The organism is Bacillus sp. F9_6S_D1_P_5 (assembly GCF_054823925.1).
The window spans coordinates 165159-185116 of the sequence record NZ_JBTREW010000001.1; the positions used below are offsets into that span (position 1 = coordinate 165159).

General features: G+C 38.9%; 4 protein-coding genes and 3 pseudogenes. All 7 read left to right on the forward strand.

The window, feature by feature from the left end; all coding sequences use genetic code 11:
• Nucleotides 1-18: 18 nt before the first annotated feature.
• Nucleotides 19-271, forward strand: a pseudogene (locus ACUXEY_RS00850) (DDE-type integrase/transposase/recombinase); the annotation flags it as partial.
• A gap of 741 nt (nt 272-1012) precedes the next feature.
• Entirely contained in the window at nt 1013-2536 is a 1524-nt protein-coding gene (locus ACUXEY_RS00855) for an argininosuccinate lyase (protein ID WP_002014387.1), read from the forward strand.
• Nucleotides 2526-3578 (forward strand): PLP-dependent cysteine synthase family protein, encoded by a 1053-nt coding sequence (locus ACUXEY_RS00860; RefSeq protein ID WP_002165295.1) that lies wholly within the window; start codon nt 2526-2528, stop codon nt 3576-3578. Before ACUXEY_RS00855 ends, ACUXEY_RS00860 begins: the two co-directional genes overlap by 11 nt.
• On the forward strand, nt 3553-4782 hold the full coding sequence (locus ACUXEY_RS00865) for an ATP-grasp domain-containing protein (protein ID WP_461299843.1): 1230 nt from the start codon (nt 3553-3555) through the stop codon (nt 4780-4782). The genes ACUXEY_RS00860 and ACUXEY_RS00865 overlap by 26 nt, the downstream gene beginning before the upstream one ends.
• Before the next feature lie 134 nt (nt 4783-4916).
• Nucleotides 4917-11003: pseudogene (locus tag ACUXEY_RS00870) on the forward strand (amino acid adenylation domain-containing protein); the annotation flags it as partial.
• A 93-nt stretch (nt 11004-11096) separates the two neighbouring features.
• A pseudogene (locus tag ACUXEY_RS00875) lies at nt 11097-12794 on the forward strand (condensation domain-containing protein); the annotation flags it as partial.
• Nucleotides 12795-12833: 39 nt separating this feature from the next.
• Nucleotides 12834-19958, forward strand: coding sequence for an amino acid adenylation domain-containing protein (locus ACUXEY_RS00880; protein WP_461299844.1), 7125 nt, complete (start codon nt 12834-12836; stop codon nt 19956-19958).

Consider the following 19958-nt stretch of genomic DNA (forward strand, 5'->3'; position numbering starts at 1 on the left):
TGAAGAAGAAGCTAATAAGCAAAAAAATTTTTCAAGAAAGCTTTGCGGTCTTTTCATGTTTCAAAGCCTCATGTTATAACAGTTAATAAGAATCCAGCTTATCCTATAGCCATTGAACGATTAAAAAAGAATATGCGACTTAGACAACAAAAGTACTTGAATAACATAGAAGAAGCCATGCAAATGATTAAAAAAGAACAGATTGATGTACGGGATCGGTTTGCCCATAATCAAAAAAATCAGTCATTAATTGTTTGGACTTGCAACATAAGATATGATTCCGTTAGGAGTATATACGCTTTATTCTCTTATACTTTTGCAAAAGAACCATAATTCTTTAATTTGTAAAATTTTGACTATATATATCGAATTTTGATGAAAGAAAATGTTTGTTAAATGTCGATTTCTTGCGTAATATAGACATCAAGATAGAAAGTACCAATATTTAGGGGGTAATAAATATTTGGTTTTTGAAGAGGCTTAATTAATTAAGTTTATATTCGTTGTTGGGAATAATGCAAGTTATATAGTGAAACTGTTACTAGGAGGCACAGGTGTATGGAATGATGAAACTGTATATTGTTGATGTAGATTATTTAGTCCATAGCGATTATACAAAATAATGATTAAGAGAATTGGCGTTTTAATTTTTTGATTATTTAAAAATCTATTTCGGTTCAAAGGTAGTTAATCAAAATATCTAAAATAAAAATAGTAATATTCACTCTAATGTAAATGAATGTACAAAAATTTTGTAAGAGGAATAGAAATATTGCTTTCAATATAGGTGATTTAAGTTAATGGATGGTAGCCCTAGTTGAAAAGCGATAAATTGTTATCTGTTGATATTGATTAGTTTTTAGAGGTAACGGTCTGCAATCATTCAGGTTGAATTGTGAAATAAGTAATAAATTCATAATTAGGTTAGTTAAATATAGCCTCTAAGTAGATAGGTATACTTTAATAGTAGATGCATATATAAATAAAATATGAAAGTGAGTTGAAGATCTAGATGGGCAAAGGTCTAACAGGGCGTATTTCAGCAACACCAGCTCGTCTCTTACATGAAGAAGTTTTGGAACCCCAATTCAGGTATGAGGTTGAGTATTTGTTGCCAGCGTATATTCAGATTGAACAAGTGATGCTTCTGGAATATGTACGGATGTGTTGGATTACTGCAAAAGAAGGACAGGAAATTTCACAGATATTGCAGTCTATTACTAGTGGTGGGCTAGTAGCAGATCCAGTAAATAACATGTCAGATATAGCATTTGGGATTGAGCGACTAGTGGAATCTTCTCTTTCTGTTCCAGTACCTTGTTGGCATATGGACCGTAGTCGTAATGATTTTCAAGCTTGTGCTCAGTTGATTTTTGGTCGTGCACAATGGCTAGAGTTAATGCAAAATCTAATAGAATTGATAGAGTCGATGGACATCCTTGCTAATCAGTATCGGGAGGTGGGTATGCCGGGGTATACTCACTATCAGTCAGCTCAAATCATCACACCTGGTTTTTATCTATCAACAATTAATCAAGAGTTGCTGCAAACATTGAAACGTTGGATTAGAGTATATGACGATATGAATCAATGTCCACTTGGATCAGGAGCAATGGCTGGTGTGGAACTAGATTGGGATCGTGACCGACTTGCTAGTCTTCTGGGGTTTCACCAAGTTCGCCTTACTGCACTAGCAGCAGTTGCATCACGCGAATGGGTCTTACAAGCATCTTCGGAGTTATCTATATTTTCTGTTCTAATTTCTAGATTTACAACAGATTTGATGCAGTGGGGTAGTAGTGAAATGAATTTTATTAATTTGCCGGATGAATTATCAGGAATTTCTTCAGCGATGCCTCAAAAGAAAAATTTTCCTATTTTAGAGAGAATAAGAGGGAAGAGTGCTCATTTATCTTCATTTTATCTAGATATGGTTCTTGGACAGCGTAATACACCATTTACTAATTTGGTAGAGACATCGAAGGAGGCGGGGACACATCTATTGACGATGTTTCGCACGACTAAGTCTTTACTCCGTCTGTTGAAAACGGTGATTGACCATTTGAGCTTTAACGAAGAACAGATGCTTACTATCTGTAAACGTGATTTCTTCGGTGGATTCACACTTGCCAATTTACTTACGGTGAAGACAGGCATTCCATACCGAAAAGCGCAAGTAATTGTTGGTCGTTATATTATGAGTGCGTCTCAGCGTAGCTTAATGCCGATGGAAGGAGACGAGCGATTGTTGCAGGAGAAGTGTGCAGAAGAGGGTTATGAAGTTTCTGATTTAAGCGATATACTTACTACTGCATTTGATATCCGAAAAAATCTATTTATAAAGAGGTCTTCGGGTTCGACTAATCCAGAGCAGGTTAAAGCATTACTACTAGTGCAGAAAGAACAGGCACAGCATCTTGGAGAGGAATTAAGAAAGCGGGAAGCTCAGCTATCGAAAGCAAATACACAAAGGGAGTATCTTTTAAATCTGTTGATATCAACAGAAAAGGATGGAGAGGACATAGATGTTATATGAAAATATGATGGATGTTATAGGAAACACTCCACTGGTTAAGTTACGATTGAATAATCAATCAGTCGCATCTGTCTATGCGAAGCTCGAACTTATGAATCCTTTTGGAATGAAAGATCGAGTAGCTAAACAAATCATTCTTGCTGCTAAATTATCTGGAGAACTTACGGATGATATGCCAATTATTGAGAGTTCTTCAGGCACAATGGCTTGTGGAGTGGCACTGGTTGGTCGTCAATTAGGGCATAAGGTACATATTGTAACGGATCCACGTATTGACTCGATTACATATGCTAAATTAAAGTCGTTAGATTGTAAAGTGCATGTAGTGAAGAAAATGGGGAGAAATGGTTGGCAAAGTGCACGATTAGAGCGTTTGTATGAGTTAATGGAGGAGTATCCTGGAGCGTTTTGGCCTCGTCAGTATGAAAACTTAGAAAATCCACGTGCTTATAAAAAACTAGCAATGGAGTTGATAAAAGATTTAGGGCGAGTTGATGTTCTTGTAGGTTCCGTTGGTAGTGGAGGTTCTCTTTCGGGATCTGCACGTGCATTAAAATACTATAATCAAGATTTACAAGTGGTAGCTGTTGATGCGGCTGGGAGTGTGATCTTTGGACAGCCGGATTGTCCTAATCGCTTACAAGGAGGACTTGGTAACAGTTTGATTGCGTCTAATGTAGATTTTAGTGTGATTGATGATGTACATTGGTTGAATGATCAAGAGGCGTTTGCAGCTACTTTGCAACTTGCACGCGATGAGCAGATTTTTGCCGGAAACAGCTCTGGATCGGTATATGCAGTCTCACGTTGGCTTGCTAGTCAGGTCACGTCAGAATGTAATATTGTTGCAATCTTTCCTGATCGTGGTGATCGTTATGCTGATACAATCTATAATGAGGCGTATCATAATGAGAAAGGTCTTTCTAGATGCAACCTAACTAAAGGACCACAATTTGTTGATTTGGATTGTGTCGTCTCTTCTTGGTCTTATGCAAATTTATTAGGAGTGAATCCACATGGAAAAAAAACTATTGTTCGTTGAAGCCAATACAACAGGCACAGGAATGCTCGCTATAAGAAAGGCGAAGGAGCTAGGATATGAGCCGATATTTTTGACACAAAAAAAGAGTCTTTATCAAGGGCTCTCTGATTTAGAATGTCGTGTGATTGAGCTGGATACTAATTCCGTTGACGCTATTAAGCATTACATTATACATGAGAAAATGGAAGATATAGCAGGGATTTTGACAACTAGCGATTATTATCTTGAAACTGTGGCAGAGCTAGTACAAATGTTTCGATTAAGTGGTAATACGCATCAAGCGATTTATTATTGTCGTAATAAGGCAATGTTTCGTGAAAAACTTCATTTAGAGAAAGTACTTCAGCCAAAATTTCACATCGTTCAATCTATAGATTCTCTACAGAATATTTATTCTTCTATACAGTTTCCGTGTGTAGTGAAGCCAGCAGATGACAGTGGTTCGAATAATGTGCGCTTTTGTTCTAATTGGGAAGAAGTAGAGAAAATAGCCACAAAAATTCTTGCCAACAAATATAATGCTAGGGGACAAGAGAAAGCAAATATGGTGTTGCTAGAAGAATATATAGAAGGTCCAGAATATAGTGTAGAAATGTTTTCGTGGGAAGGAAACTCTATATGCATAGGTATTACAGAAAAACAATTAACTGGATTTCCGTATTTTGTTGAATCTGGTCATATTTTCCCTGCTGAACTTCCAAAAGATGTACAATCAGAGATTGAACAGACCGTGAAATGTGCGCTTCAAGCTGTGGATTTTAGGTTTGGTGCATCACATTCAGAAGTAAAATGGACATCAAATGGTTGTGTCGTGATTGAAGTAAATGCTCGTCTTGCGGGGGGGATGATTCCTGAATTAGTTCGCCATTCAACTGGAGTTGATCTTCTCAGGCAGCAAGTTCTTAGTTCAGTAGGTGTAGCACCAGAGTGGAAAGAAATAGAGTACATGAATTATGCTGGTATTCATTTTCTCACGGCTAAAAAGTCAGGGTTTTTGTCTACAGTAAAGGGGATTGAAGAGGTAAGAGAGCTTTCCTATATTGAAGAGCTAGTAGTTAAGGCGCAAGTTGGTCAACCTGTGAATCCACCAGAAAATTTTTCACACCGTTTAGGTCATGTTATGGTACGAGGTAGAACATATGAAGAAACAGTATTATTTCTAGAAGAAGTAGCTAAGAAGCTTGAAATACAAGTCAATAACTAAATGTGCTAGATGTTTTTATGGTTGATGATTCTTCATCACATATGGAGAAAGTTAAGGTAATCCCAAAGGTCGTTTATATTATCTGTCTTAATGAATTTTGAGAGTTTATTGTATTATTGAGGAGGAATATTTAAATGATTCAAGAAGATAAATACTCTTTAACTCACCCTCAGAAAAGAATTTGGTATACAGAAATTTTAAATTCTAATACAAATGCATGTAATCTAGATATGGTTATAAGGATATACAGTGAAGTGGATTATTTTTTATTAAATAAGGCAATTAATAAAGTGATTAGTGAAAATGATAGTCTTCGCATTAGACTTAAACAGCAAGATAACCAGGAGCCAGTACAATATTTCATAGAACATCAAGATAAAAATTTTGAATATTTAGATTTTAGCAATGAAAATGACTCTGCAAAATTAGACTCTTGGATAGAAAAAAAACTAAGAGAACCATTTGATTTGATGGATTCAGATTTATATTATTTTTCTTTGGTGAAACCTGGAAAAACGGAAGGTTTTATTTATTGCAAGGTGCACCATATAGTTACGGATGGCTTATCAATGAATATGATAGTCAATCAAATCATTGATGTGTACGTAAATCTCTATATGGGAAAAGAGATAAATGCGATTTCTACAAGCTCATATGTACAGTTTATAAAAAATGAAGAAAACTATATGAAGAGTTCTCGTTTTGAAAAAGATGAGAATTTTTGGTTGGAAGAATTTCAGACTATCCCAGCCGTTACTGGAATAAAACCTCATAATCCTTTCTTAACTAGTACAAAATCTTCACGTGAAAAATTCGTTGTATCAGATGGATTAAGGGGTGCAATAGAGAACTTTTCTAGGGAGTATGGTTTTAGTATTTATTCTATTTTTGTTTCTGTTCTTCAGCTAGCTTTGCATCGATGGACTTCATCTAATGATATTACACTTGGAATGGTTTATGGGAATCGCGCGGGTAGGATTGAAAAAGAACTTATGGGGATGATGGTTAGCACAGTTCCTTTAAGAATGAATATTGAACCTGAAGAGGAAGCAGTGTCTTTCTTTACTCGGATAGCTAAAAAGCAAAAGAAGATTTTATTTCATCAAAAATACCCCTTTAACTTATTGTCTGAGAAGATAAGAAAAATTAACGGTAGCTTCGAACGTTTTTTTGGAGTTTCCATTGACTATCGTCCTATAAAACTTAGTAAGGAATATGTAGATAATAACTTTTTCTGGCTTTCAAATGGACATGAAGTTAATGATTTTGCTGTACATATTGAAGAGCAACTTGATACCGGTAATTTAGAATTAGTAGTAGATTATCGGGAAAGATTATTTTCAAGACAAGAGATTAGAAGTTTCTTCAATTCTATGTTTGTTTTATTGGAGAATATATTAAAAGAACCGAAACAAAAGATTAAAGAAATTAGTATTCTTCCTAATGAAGAAAAGGAAAAAGTATTGGTAGAGTTTAACGAGACAAAAGCCAATTATTCTTCAAATTTCACAATTCATCAGCTATTTGAAAAACAAGCAGAACGTACTCCAGAAGCAGTAGCGGTAGTATATGAAGACCAAAAACTAACTTATCAAGAGTTGAATGAGAAGGCGAATCAGCTAGCTCATTATTTACAGAAGCGAGGGATTGGACCGGATTCACTGGTTGGCTTATGTGTAGAGCGTTCCCCAGAGATGATAGTAGGTCTCTTTGGTATTCTGAAAGCAGGAGGGGCCTACGTTCCACTGGATCCGACATATCCACAAAAACGATTGAGATATATTGTAGAGGATGCCGGGATACAAGTGCTTGTAACAAAAGAAACGTTACTAGGATTGTTCTCAGAAGAAATAGAAGTAATTTGTTTAGATCAAGATCAAGAGAAAATCTCTCTGGAAAATAGCACTTCACCTGATAGTAAAGTAACAGCAGAGAATTTAGCTTATGTCATTTACACCTCTGGATCTACTGGAAATCCGAAGGGGGTTATGATAGAGCACCATTCGGTGATTAATAGATTAGAATGGATGCAGGAAAAGTATCCAATATCTAAAATAGATACTATCCTTCAAAAAACGCCTTTTTCATTTGATGTATCTGTTTGGGAACTTTTATGGTGGTCATTTGTAGGAGCTCGTGTTTGTTTGCTTCCACCTGGTGGTGAAAAAGATCCTAGGTTGATTGTGGATTATATAGAACGTTATAGCGTGAATATTATGCATTTTGTTCCGTCTATGTTATCTGCTTTTTTGAATTATATGGAACGGTTGACAGGTAAAAAGAACTTATCTTCTCTCCGACATGTTTTTACAAGTGGAGAAGCGTTAAATACAGATCAGGTTCGACGATTTAAGAGTGTGTTTTTTAATTCCCAGGGGACGAATTTGAATAACTTATATGGTCCTACTGAAGCAACTGTAGATGTAACATACTTTGATTGTGATTTAGAACAAGAATTAACACTTATCCCAATTGGGAAGCCAATTAATAATACTCAGTTATACGTACTTGACCAGAGCCTTGAGATAGTTCCAATTGGAGTAATTGGGGAATTGTATATTGGGGGCGTAGGTTTAGCACGTGGATATCTGAATCGTCCTGAATTAACCAGTGAACGGTTTATTTCGCATCCATTCAAAGAAGGAGAGCGGCTATATCGGACAGGGGACCTAGTAAAATATCTTCCAGATGGAAATTTGGAATATATAGGCCGGATCGATAGCCAAGTTAAAATCAGAGGTTTTCGCATTGAACTAGGAGAAATAGAAGCAGCTTTACTTGAACATTCTTCTGTGAAAGAGGCAGTGGTTTTAGCAAGAGAAGATAATCCTGGGGATAAACGTCTCGTAGCGTATGTGGTTGGTAATGGAAGTAGGAATGAATGGAGAGAACATCTCAAGGGCCGATTACCTAGTTATATGATCCCTGCACACTTTATAGAAATGGAGGTTATGCCACTTACTCCGAATGGAAAAATTGACCGGAAAATCTTGCCCGCTCCAAAGGAGCAATTAGTTAAAGAGAATGTGCTTTCTCCTCGAACTCCTGTGGAAGAATTAGTAGCTTCTATCTGGAGTGAAGTGTTAGGTATGGAGCACATTGGAATTCAGGATTCATTCTTTGAGTTAGGTGGACACTCTCTTTTAGCGACACAAGTAGCCTTTAGGTTACAAGATGCGTTCCAAATTGAACTTTCAGTACGGGAACTTTTTGAGTACTCGACAGTTGAGACTTTAGTTGAACGGATAGTTCAGTTGCGTCAAAGAGGACCAAAACGAGATCTTCCTCCGCTGAAGCGAGTAGAGCGAGGGAAGCCATTACCGCTCTCTTATGCCCAACAACGTTTGTGGTTCATAGATCAGCTGGAGGGAGCAAGTGCTCTATATAATATCCCAGCCGTATGGCGCCTCAAAGGAAGGTGGGAACCTGAAGCGTTAGAAAAAGGATGGAATCAACTTATCGAACGTCATGAGTCTTTACGAACGAATTTCTTCCAAGGGGTAGATGGACAGCCTATGCAACAGATTTGTCTTTATGTGCCACAATCTATGAAAAGAGTGGATCTGACAAAGCTCTCTTCGGTAGAGAAAGAAAAAGAAATGAATCATTTGATTCAAAGAGAAGTAGAAACTCCCTTTGATTTGAAGCATGGTCCATTAATTCGAGCACAAATTTTCCAAGTTGAAAAAGAGGAATGGATTCTTCTTTGTACTATGCATCATATCATCTCTGACGGATGGTCGATGGAAATCTTCCTTGAAGAATGGCTAGCTTTATATGAAGAAGTGGTGGATGGAAAGCCAGCGGAACTAAGTCCTTTACAGTTCCAATATGTTGACTTTGCCCAGTGGCAAAAAGAATGGTTGGTAGCGGAGGTACTAGATCAGCAACTACAGTATTGGAAGGAAGAGTTGTCTGGAGAATTACCAATCCTGCAATTACCGATGGATCGTCCACGCTCAACTGTTCAAACACACCGAGGTGCGATGCATTCTGTTCTTTTATCTCATTCATTATTGGAGAAACTGAAAGAAATAAGTCGTCGGGAAGGATCGACGTTATTCATGACTTTATTAGCAGCTTACCAGAGCTTCCTCTCTCGTTATACAGGACAAGAAGATATATTAGTAGGAAGTCCTATTGCAAACCGAAACTACAGGGAGGTAGAAGGGTTAATCGGATTCTTCGTGAATACGTTGGTGTATAGAGCAGATATGACTGGAAATCCGACATTCCAAGAGTTAATGTCCCAGGTTCGTCGAAAGGCACTGAAAGCCTATGAACATCAAGATATTCCATTTGAAAAAGTAGTAGAAGTTATAAAACCTGAACGGAATATGAGTACTTCTCCAATTTTTCAGACGATGTTTACCATGCAAAATGCAAAACAGGGACCAAGGGAGTTATCGAGCAGAGTTTTAGAAACGATGGATATTCATACTTCAATTGCGAAATTTGACCTCACTTTATTTGGAATTGAAAAGGAAGAAGGTTTTTTCCTAGCCTTTGAATACAATACTGATTTATTTAACTCTTTAACTATTGAACGCATGGCGCAGAATTTTGAAAATTGGCTGAATGAAATCGTTAATCAGCCAGAAGTACCTCTAGCAAATTTAAATTTGCTATCAGATGAGGAGCGGCAGCTACTTCTAGTGGATTTCAATCGAACAAAGTTGGCTATGCCACCTCTGAATCGCTTGGCTCACCAAGTGATTGAGGAACAGGTGGAAAAGAGGCCGCATGCCATTGCGGCGATATGTGGTGTAGAGTCTATTACTTATAGAGAGCTAAATAAACGCGCAAACCAGCTGGCACATTGGCTTCGAGAACGAGGATTTGGACGTGATGATACTGCTGCCTTGTTAGCTGAACGGAATATTGACATGCTGGTTGGTATATTGGCAGTGCTGAAAGCAGGTGGAGCTTATGTACCGCTTGATTCTACACATCCTGATAACCGTTTGCTTACTATACTAGATAATAGTGGTGCCAAGGTGATTCTAACAGAATCCAAATGGCAATCACGCAGTTTGGAGTTAAGTAAGAATATCTTACAAGATATCATGGCATTTTCACTTGATACAGGAGATGGTAGTTGCGCTGATATCGAAGAGCTTGCCTCGTACTCGGTGGAAAACCCGACATTTATTAATGAGCAGGGGGATTTAGCTAATGTATTTTTCACCTCTGGTTCTACAGGACAGCCAAAAGGAGCGATGGTCGAGCATATTGGGATGCTAAACCATCTATATGCGAAGATTTATCTACTGGGGTTAAATGAGAATAGTATAGTTGCTCAAAATGCATCACATTGCTTTGATATATCAGTTTGGCAGTTTTTAGCGCCTTTAATGACAGGGGGACAAGTTATCATCTACAGTAACGAGGTAGCAACTGATCCACAAGCATTATTTCAAGCAGTGCACAATGATCATGTAACTGTATTGGAGATGGTGCCTGCAATAATTGAGTTGTTTCTGCAGGCGGCGAGCGATGAGTTGAATTGTACACTCCCTCAATTGGAATTTATGATTTCGACAGGAGAAGGGTTACCAGTATCTTTATGTCGTAAATGGTTGACGGCATATCCACATGTGAAGGTGGTCAATACCTATGGGGCAACTGAATGTTCTGATGATACATCACATGAAGTGATTTGTGGTATATATCCTTATAAGGATCATCCACAGGTAGTGCTAGGGACACCGATTCCTAACATTCACCACTACCTACTTGATGCTGATCAGCGACCGGTACCAATTGGTTGTATTGGTGAAGTTTATATAACAGGTATTGGAGTGGGGCGCGGCTACTTGAATGATCCAGAGCGTACAGCTCAAGCTTTCCTGCCTAATCCTTTTTCAGATGGTATGGGAGAGCGGATGTATAAAACGGGTGACTTGGCACGGTTTACACCGGATGGACAACTAGTATTCATATCACGTGCCGATTTTCAAGTAAAGGTACGAGGGTACCGTATTGAACTTGGAGAGATTGAATCCACTTTGTTGAGTCATCAAGCGGTGAGTCAATGTTTGGCAATCGTCCGTAAGGATCGAAGAGGGAACAATCGTATTTTGGTTTATCTCATGCTGAATGCTTCAGTTGATGTTATTGAAATTCGGCAATATTTACAAAAGCATTTACCGGAGTACATGGTGCCGGAACACATTATTATCCTAAAGGAGATGCCACTGAATCGTAATGGTAAGATTGATCGGAAAGCATTACCAGATCCTGATGAATCTGAACGTGAAAGTACTAATTATATAGCCCCACGAAATGTTTGGGAAATAATGTTAGTTAAGATTTGGGAAGAAGTACTGGAGATTAGCCCTATTGGTATTGATGATAATTTCTTTGATCTTGGAGGTCATTCGTTAAAAACAATTCAGATTCGTTCGCGAATCAAACAACAGTTCAATGTAGAAATACCACTGAAAAATCTGTTTGATTATCAGACTATTCGAAAACTTTCGCCGATGCTGAAAGAAGCACTAGATGGAGAAGGGAATATAGTAGAGGGAATTATTCCGCGAGTAGGTCCGGCAGAATTTTCATTGGAATTAAAATCAGACGGAGAACAATCGCCTACAGAGGCTGAGAAAGCTTTTTATGAACTCTCGAATGGACAGAAACGTATATGGTTTCGAGCACAGTATATGAGTGATACTTTTGGTGATTTAGGTGCCTTCGAGATAAATGGTGAAATTGACTCAAGTGCATTGTATAAAGCATTGCGTACTCTAATCAAAAGACATAGTATCATGCGTACGACAATTATTGAGCGCGATGGACGGCCATATCAAAAGGTGCATAAGTCACTAGATGTTCCTTGCTTCTATGAGGATCTGTCAGTACTATCAGAAGCAGGACGTTCAAAGCAACTGGAAAGTGCGGTGAGGTTTGAGCAAAACCGACCGTTTGATTTGACTTGTGAATCATTTTATCGTATGAGCTTGTATCGTTTAGAATCGCAAAAACATTTACTCCTATTATGTGTACATCATATTGGATGTGATGGATGGTCACACCAGGTATTTATGAAGGATTTATTTAAAATTTACCAAGCGATCATTAATAGTGAGGATCCATTATTACTGCCTATGCCATTGCAATATGTAGATTTCACTCGCTGGCAAAATGAACAATTAATTAATGGTTCTATGGAACATCAGAGAATCTATTGGATGGAAAAATTAGAGCAGTCGATAGAACCACCAAATGTACCGTGCGATATGAATATTCCTGTGGAAGAGCAGAATCCTTCTGATGTAAGAGTACGAACATTAGCACCAGAATTGGCTCATTCCTTACGCAAGATGACGGCTTTATACAAAGGTACAACCTATATGACCGTACTATCAGCTGTGAAAATTTGGCTATCTCTTCAGTCTAATCAGACTATGATTACCATTGGTTCTACTCTCTCAGGACGTACGCACCTAGATTTGGAGGATCTCCTTGGATTATGCATCAACCCTGTGGCAATGCGTACTGACCTTTCAGGTAATCCAACATTCTTACAGGTGTTAGAGCGGGTTCAAGAAACTACAATTGGAGCATATAACAATCAAGATTATCCATTTGATCTCATCGTGCAGGAGAGAATAAGGAACGGTAACGAATCGAAATTGTATTCAATCAGTTTTATTGGTCAAAATGCTCACCATAATAAGTTGGAGTATAACGGGATAAACATACGTTCAGTTTCTTTGGAAGAACTTGGACAGGAACAAGATGAAGTGAATGTTACGGCAAATGAATTTAGTGGTGACGAGAGAGTTCAATTTGATCTGCTTATATTCTTATTTGAAGACGAGGATAATTTGTTGTTGGAAACTCGTTATAATTCTCAAAAATTCCGTACAGAAACAGTTGATAGTTTCTTGCAACAGATAGAGTATGTATTGACTCAGTTAGTAGAAAATCCACAAATACGTTTATCTCAAGTCAAGCTAATGGAAGATAACCTTGAATATTTATTGTTTTCTGATTATTCCGAGTAGTATAACGAACAGCTGAACTGATTGAAAGGACGTGTTAGTTTGAATTGTTTATCTAAAGATAATGTACAAGATATTTTAGAATTATCTCTTGTACAAAAAGCTGTATTACCGAATGGCACCCTCACTCAAGTGGCTTATGAACTGCAAGGAAATTTCGATTCAGATCGATTGCAGCAGGCGTGGGAGGAAACGGTGGCAACTCATCAAGCACTGAGATCTGTGTTTCGTACATTGAAGAACCGAACTGTACAAGTGCTACTTAAACAAAGACCTATTCCAATCGAATGGTTAGATTTGTATGGGATGGAGGAAGAAGAGCAACAGACTAAATTTCAGTCTGTTGCTAATTCACACCGAGAGCCGATCGAAATCGAGACTGGACCATTGATTCGTTTGGCAGTATGCCGTTTTAATGAAGAGCGTACGGTTATTCTGTGGACGCATCACGCCCTGTGCATGGATGATCACAGTCGTGATAGGATTTTCAATGAATGGATGGATCGTACACAAAAAATAATGCAAGCTGGTTTTAATTATAAATCCTACAAAGAGTACTTAGCATGGGAGGCAGGTCAGGATGGAATGCCTGCCAAAAAATATTGGATAGACCAACTAACTGGCTATGAACCGATTCCTATGCTGCAATTGATGCATAGTCAGACAGAGGGCAAAGGAAACGCCCATAGTTGTAGCACTTTATTATCAGAAGAGTTATCCAAACGGTTGGAACAGATTGCGGTACAACATCATGTGTCAGAAGAAGCCTTATTATTAGTGACATGGCTTCTGCTACTCAAAGTGTACAGCGGTGAAAAGAGTGTCTCTTGTGGAGCGACAGTGTCAGGTCGTCCTATGAACTGGGAGGAAGACATTATTGGTCCGTTTGCTCATAATCTTCTCATAAACACAACTTTAACTACTAATCAACGATTAGGTGAAGTGTTTGCTACTGTGCAGAAGCAGTGGGAACAGTTGCAAGAAATTAGTCATGTTCCAAGTGAGATAGCTCGCACATATGTAGATATTATTGAGGATAATTCCCTGTTTGATAGTAGTGTAACAGTGAGGCGCTCAGTTAATAATCGCTATTGCAATCCATATCTTCTCTATCGATCAGGTAAGGAGCAGATTGAAGCTATAGTAACGATTGGTTCGCGCTGGAAAATTGAGCTCTTCCAGCCAAACTCTTCTTCTTTGCCAGCTTTAAAGCGTTTGTTAGAGCATTTTGTCACATTATTGGAGAGTATTTCTAATCAGTCAGATGCACAGTTACGTGAATTGAATTTGCTATCAGATGAGGAGCGGCAGCTACTTCTAGTGGATTTCAATCGAACAAAGTTGGCTATGCCACCTCTGAATCGCTTGGCTCACCAAGTGATTGAGGAACAGGTGGAAAAGAGGCCGCATGCCATTGCGGCGATATGTGGTGTAGAGTCTATTACTTATAGAGAGCTAAATAAACGCGCAAACCAGCTGGCACATTGGCTTCGAGAACGAGGATTTGGACGTGATGATACTGCTGCCTTGTTAGCTGAACGGAATATTGACATGCTGGTTGGTATATTGGCAGTGCTGAAAGCAGGTGGAGCTTATGTACCGCTTGATTCTACACATCCTGATAACCGTTTGCTTACTATACTAGATAATAGTGGTGCCAAGGTGATTCTAACAGAATCCAAATGGCAATCACGCAGTTTGGAGTTAAGTAAGAATATCTTACAAGATATCATGGCATTTTCACTTGATACAGGAGATGGTAGTTGCGCTGATATCGAAGAGCTTGCCTCGTACTCGGTGGAAAACCCGACATTTATTAATGAGCAGGGGGATTTAGCTAATGTATTTTTCACCTCTGGTTCTACAGGACAGCCAAAAGGAGCGATGGTCGAGCATATTGGGATGCTAAACCATCTATATGCGAAGATTTATCTACTGGGGTTAAATGAGAATAGTATAGTTGCTCAAAATGCATCACATTGCTTTGATATATCAGTTTGGCAGTTTTTAGCGCCTTTAATGACAGGGGGACAAGTTATCATCTACAGTAACGAGGTAGCAACTGATCCACAAGCATTATTTCAAGCAGTGCACAATGATCATGTAACTGTATTGGAGATGGTGCCTGCAATAATTGAGTTGTTTCTGCAGGCGGCGAGCGATGAGTTGAATTGTACACTCCCTCAATTGGAATTTATGATTTCGACAGGAGAAGGGTTACCAGTATCTTTATGTCGTAAATGGTTGACGGCATATCCACATGTGAAGGTGGTCAATACCTATGGGGCAACTGAATGTTCTGATGATACATCACATGAAGTGATTTGTGGTATATATCCTTATAAGGATCATCCACAGGTAGTGCTAGGGACACCGATTCCTAACATTCACCACTACCTACTTGATGCTGATCAGCGACCGGTACCAATTGGTTGTATTGGTGAAGTTTATATAACAGGTATTGGAGTGGGGCGCGGCTACTTGAATGATCCAGAGCGTACAGCTCAAGCTTTCCTGCCTAATCCTTTTTCAGATGGTATGGGAGAGCGGATGTATAAAACGGGTGACTTGGCACGGTTTACACCGGATGGACAACTAGTATTCATATCACGTGCCGATTTTCAAGTAAAGGTACGAGGGTACCGTATTGAACTTGGAGAGATTGAATCCACTTTGTTGAGTCATCAAGCGGTGAGTCAATGTTTGGCAATCGTCCGTAAGGATCGAAGAGGGAACAATCGTATTTTGGTTTATCTCATGCTGAATGCTTCAGTTGATGTTATTGAAATTCGGCAATATTTACAAAAGCATTTACCGGAGTACATGGTGCCGGAACACATTATTATCCTAAAGGAGATGCCACTGAATCGTAATGGTAAGATTGATCGGAAAGCATTACCAGATCCTGATGAATCTGAACGTGAAAGTACTAATTATATAGCCCCACGAAATGTTTGGGAAATAATGTTAGTTAAGATTTGGGAAGAAGTACTGGAGATTAGCCCTATTGGTATTGATGATAATTTCTTTGATCTTGGAGGTCATTCGTTAAAAACAATTCAGATTCGTTCGCGAATCAAACAACAGTTCAATGTAGAAATACCACTGAAAAATCTGTTTGATTATCAGACTATTCGAAAACTTTCGCCGATGCTGAAAGAAGCACTAGATGGAGAAGGGAATATAGTAGAGGGAATTATTCCGCAAGTAGGTCCGGCAGAGTTCTATCCAATGTCACATGCACAGCAACGTTTATTCTTACTTCATTGTCTCGATCCATATAATCTTTCTTACAACATGCCAGTTGCTATTGAACTCGTAGGGTTTTTGGATTTAGAAGCATTTCAACAAGCTTTTCAATCGCTATTAAATAGACATGAAGGGTTGCGTACTACTTTTGCTATTCATGATGAAAAGCCTGTGCAACGGGTATCTGAATCGCTTCACAACGAATGTTTATTCATTGATTTATCAGATGAAGATGAGAAAGTACAGCAACAGAAAATAGAAGATATTAGCAGGTGTGAGGAAGAAATAAATTTTGATTTGACATCAGGTCCTCTATTTCGGATGAGACTTTGCAAACTTGCGAGCGACCGCCATGTGTTTTGGATGAATATGCATCACATCATTGGCGATTACTGGTCATGGCAGGTGTTGATGAAAGATTTTGCTGCTTTGTATGAGTCATATTGTCAACGACGGATTCCTTTACTACCACCTTTAATCGTGCAGTATAAAGATTATGCGAGTTGGCAGAACGATCGTTTACAACGAGGTGAACTGGTAGAGGCAGAGCGTTACTGGCTTGAACAGTTCAATGGAGATTTACCAATTCTTGACTTGCCTCTTGACCATCCGCGTCCATCAATACAGACATTTGCAGCTGCACAAGAGACTTGTAAACTTAATCTTAAATGTCTGAATAAACTTAAAGAATTGGCTCAACGACAGGAAGCGACGTTATACATGACAATTTTGTCTGCAGTTGGGGCATTTCTGTCGCGAATGAGTGGACAACAAGATATCGTAATCGGCACACCGGAGGCGGGACGAAATCATGTGGAGCTTGAAGGGTTACTTGGATTTTTTGTTAACACTTTGCCTTTACGTCTTCGTCTGAGTGATGATCAGACATTCATTGAATTATTACAACACTGTAAACGTACTGCACTCAACGCGTTTGCTCATCATGAATATCCTTTTGATCAATTAGTTGAAAAAATTAAATTAGAGCGTGATCTAAGTCGTTCACCCCTTTTCTCGGTTATGTTCCAATTGATACATTCGACCACGCCGATAGAGTTAGGTAACTTGAGTTTTCGCCAATTACCAACTGGAACAGACATGACCAATTTTGACTTGATGATTATCTGTGCTGAAACTGGAGAAGGACTTGATATTCAATTTAAGTATCGTACTGATCTTTATGAAGCAGAAACAATACAGCGATGGATAAAACATTTCACAGTTATGATCGATAGTATTCTAAATGATCCTGATAATAAGGTGTCTGATTTATTGATTATGGATGAACCACAAAAGAATCAATTGTTAATCAATTGGAACAACACAAGACACTCTTATCCAATTCATTCTTGTGTTCATCAATTATTTGAGCAAACTGTTCTTACTAACTCGGATCGAATCGCTGTGGAATATGGCAAGCAATATCTCACTTATCATCAGTTAGAGAGGCGTGCAAACCAATTAGCCAATTATTTGAGAAAACAAGGCGTTGGAGTAGGAGTCAATGTCGCCGTCTGTCTGGATCGTTCACTGGAAATGGTAGTTGCTCTGTTAGGTATCCTGAAAGCAGGTGGAACGTATGTGCCACTTGATCCTAATTTTCCATCAGATCGTCTAACGTATATGTTGGAAAATTCTTCTGTTAAGGTAGCGCTAACCGACCGTTTATCTATAAATGCATCTGTGCCAGATAATGTACTAATTATTGATTTGGAAATGGTTGTTATGCAAATTTCTGCTGAGTCTGAAGAAGCTCCTTCTTTCCCTATGTCAAGTGAACAAACAGCTTATTTAATCTATACTTCTGGTTCTACCGGTAAGCCAAAGGGAGTTCAAGTGTCTCACCGTTCCTTAGTTAACTTCCTAACCAGCATGGCGGATGAACCTGGTATTTGTGCAGCAGATCGTTTGCTTTCAGTAACTACTTTATCTTTCGATATTTTTGGACTGGAACTGTTTTTACCACTAATTACAGGTGCTACGGTTGTTCTTATCAGTCGTGAAGAATCGATGGATGGAGTACGTCTAGCACAGGTAATCCAAGAGAGTAAAGCGACGATCATGCAAGCAACTCCAGCGACTTGGCGCCTGTTAATAGAAGCCGGTTGGCAGGGAAGTCCACAACTGAAGATTCTCTGCGGCGGTGAGATGTGGACTCGAGAACTAGCGAAGGAATTGCAGGCTCGCAGTGGTGAACTATGGAATATGTATGGGCCAACAGAGACCACTATTTGGTCAGCTATCCACCATGTGACTGAGCAGGAAGGATCAGTAAGGATTGGGCGACCTATCGGAAACACAGAGCTATATGTTCTCAATTCAGAGATGAAACCTGTGCCGATTGGGGTGCCAGGTGAATTGTATATCGGTGGAGATGGTGTAGCTCAAGGTTATTGGCGCCGTTCTGATTTAACTGATGAGCGTTTTCTGATGAATCCTTTTACTGGACAAGGACGAATCTACCGTACTGGTGATCTTGTACGTTATCTTGCTGATGGGACGTTAGAATGTTTAGGACGAATAGATCATCAAGTGAAGATTCGTGGCTATCGCATTGAACTATCTGAGATTGAAATCGTACTACAACAACACTCAGATATTAGTGAAGCAGTGGTGGTGGCACAAGATGATATATTGGATGAAAAGAAGTTGGTTGCTTATCTTGTTCCGGTAGGGAAAGGGTTGCCTACACATGAAGAGTTACGTAAACATTGTCTCACTCAACTTCCAGAGTATATGGTTCCTTCAGCTTTTATAGAGTTGGACAAAATACCTTTAACATCCAATGGTAAAGTGGATCGTAAGCAACTTACAGATTTAAATGTGTCGTTGTCACACCATACCTATGAACCACCTCGCGACCTTAATGAGTTATATATGGTCAATATTTGGGAAGAAATGCTAAATGTTAAACCAATTGGAATTAATGATAATTTCTTTGCAATTGGTGGCTATTCACTAAAAGCGCTACTATTGCAGAATGTTATTCGTGAGCGATTTGGTGTTGAATTGCCATTAACTGCTCTGTTCCAAAATCCGACAGTTGCTGAACTGTGCACACATTTGCAAGAAGAAGCTACAGAACATGGAGCATTTATGATTCAACTTCAGCAAGGCGACGGAAAACAACCTCCTCTAGTGCTTATACATCCACACGGTGGTGGTGTACTACCATATATTCATTTGGTCAAGGCATTAGGGCCTCAGGAAACAGTATATGGGATACAGGCAATTGGATATGAGTCAGATGAGCGGCCGGTGACATCAATTGAAGAAATGGTTGCTTTATATGTTGAAGAAATCCGTCGTGTGGTACCACAAGGGCCTTATCGTTTAATGGGTTGGTCTTTCGGTGGAACAGTGGCCTATGAAATAGCAAGGCAGTTAGAACATTTGGATGAGAAAATTGAATTCGTTGGATTACTTGATGCGGAACCATTAGACGAGGCAGGAGTAATATATGAGGAGTTTACGGAACGTGATGCGATAGATTATTTTGCTACTCTGTTTGAGCTTGAACCTTGTCTATATACTCAGATGGATCCGGAAAAAGCTCTTAAAGTACTACTACAAAAGGCAAAAGAATGTGGCAAATGGACACAGGGTATGACACTTGATTCTATACGCCGAAAAATAAGAGTGCTTGTTGCCTGTAGTCAGGCCAGGGTGAATTACCGTTATCAAGGGCCTATTCGTTCTAATCTTCAGTTGTTTTGTGTACATGAAGTTTCGAAACATCTGCATCCACTAGTTAATTCGAATGAATGGATACCACGTACTACTGGTAATGTTACCGTATTCGATGTTCCAGGTGATCATAATAGTATGGTAGAACCTCCACATGTGAGCAAGTTGGCTGAGGTAATACAGAGTGTATTAGTTGGTGAGCAGGTATCAGAAGTAATGGGGGAATCATAA